We start from the raw sequence: 1,577 nt of genomic DNA, 5'->3' as shown, positions 1-1,577 counted from the left end.
GGGATCAGGCTTAGTTACCCAGTTAAGGATATAAGACACCCAGATAGAGTCAGAGAGAACGTATTGTATCATCACTTCCCGGTAGTCCCCAATGTGAATTACCCCGGAGAAACGGGGGGTAATTGTCAGGGTATGCGAAGTCCATCCATTTACCGCTACGAAGACCGGCATCCGGTTTAAAAGAGGCAACTTCCGCCGGTTTTTTACGAGAATGCCGGCATAAAAGCCTTCACTTCCGTAGAGGCGTTGTCACTCCACCTTTTTGACTGCTTCCACCTCAAGGCGGACCATGAGAACGTGGATGCGGCCATCCTGCGAGGGGGACCTCTCCACGTACCGGGCCGTCAGCCCGGCGATGAACGCCGGCCGGACCTCTTCGGGAAGACGGTCCAGGTACAGGTGCCAGGTTGTCCGGATCCACCCCGCGAGGCCGTCAGGGTTATCGAAGGCCATATCCTTCCCGATCAGCTCAACCCGCACGGGCGTGAGCCCTGCCGCTTCCAGCAGTTCATGCTCTTCGTCGGGGCCGTAGAAGGCATAACGGGATGGCCGGATGCTGGAAAACGTGGTCCAGGGCTCTTCAGCCAGCATCTCATCCGCGAGCTCGAGGATCGGCGCGGCGTTCCCTCTTCCGCCCATCTGAAGGAGGGCCCTTCCCCCCGGCCGGAGGGCGCGGGCGATGCCGGAAAAGGCCCTGCCGTGGTCGGAGACCCAGTGCAGGCCGGTATTCGAGGAGACCATGTCGGACCTCCCGTCGAACGGGAGGTCGAGCATATCGCCCATGATGAACCGGAGATTTCGCAGAAATATTACTGCCCGGATCGCCGTCAACCGGCGTATTGGGGTCTGTTCCTCCGACACCGGGGGAGAGGTTGAATCGCAAGCCCGTAACGAGCATGACGCCGCGCACAGTCTCATGTCCCCGATGAGAGAAGGGAGAAGTTGACCCATCGAATAGCTTACAGTAATTCGTTCAGTTCTTCGACGGTCATACCGGCCTGCTTGAGGATGTGTGACAGGGTTGAACGCTTAACCGGTTTGTGCATGGGTACCGTCAGTTTCAACGTTTTATCCGACAGGCGTTTTTGCAGACGGATATGGCTGCCCCGCTGGCGGACCACAACTCACCCACCCCTTTGAAGTGCTGCAATGATTCTATCATAATTCAGGGCAGGCACCTTATTCATACAGCGATCTCAACCTGCTCGGCTTTTTCGCTGAAAACAAGATCATCTTCCACGGTTTCAAGATATAGATCAATCGCTTCTCTGATGTTTTTTAGTGCCTCTTCCCTCGTGTCGCCTTCACTAATACAGCCGGGGAGGCTCGGTACATAGACAGTGTACCCTCCTTCCTCACTGGGCACAAGCACTACACGCAATCTCATACCATAAGCTATCAACCGGGTGAATTTATACTTACTTGCTCGCGGTGCAACGGGTTTTGGTAGATAGATGGAGGGAAGATGCACGCCGATTTTAGGAGGGAGCTAACGAAATTACCCCGGGCAGTGAGGAAAGGAGGAGGTTGCCGGTAGTGCCCTACGAAACAACTGGTCATCTGAGATCTCATCCCGG

3 protein-coding genes are annotated in these 1,577 nt (G+C 55.7%); all 3 read right to left on the bottom strand.

Features of this window, described 5'->3' with window-relative positions; all coding sequences use genetic code 11:
* Nucleotides 1-249: 249 nt before the first annotated feature.
* The 3 genes from QZ408_RS14760 to QZ408_RS14750 all read right to left on the bottom strand — a co-directional run bounded on the left by QZ408_RS14760 (nucleotide 250) and on the right by QZ408_RS14750 (nucleotide 1,387).
* Nucleotides 250-918 carry a methyltransferase domain-containing protein gene (locus QZ408_RS14760; RefSeq protein ID WP_292492824.1) on the bottom strand — a complete coding sequence of 223 codons (669 nt, stop codon included), beginning with the start codon at nucleotides 916-918 and terminating at the stop codon, nucleotides 250-252.
* A gap of 41 nt (nucleotides 919-959) precedes the next feature.
* A complete protein-coding gene (locus QZ408_RS14755; protein ID WP_292492821.1) occupies nucleotides 960-1,121 on the bottom strand; it encodes a type II toxin-antitoxin system HicA family toxin in 162 nt (53 codons plus the stop codon).
* Between the two features lie 62 nt (nucleotides 1,122-1,183).
* A complete protein-coding gene (locus QZ408_RS14750) occupies nucleotides 1,184-1,387 on the bottom strand; it encodes a type II toxin-antitoxin system HicB family antitoxin (RefSeq protein WP_292492005.1) in 204 nt (67 codons plus the stop codon).
* Nucleotides 1,388-1,577 lie beyond the last annotated feature (190 nt).

Origin of the sequence: Methanoculleus sp. 10 (assembly GCF_913757945.1) — an archaeon.
Lineage (GTDB): Archaea > Halobacteriota > Methanomicrobia > Methanomicrobiales > Methanoculleaceae > Methanoculleus.
Note: the sequence above shows the minus strand (reverse complement) of the source record. Positions and strands in the feature narration are given on the sequence as shown.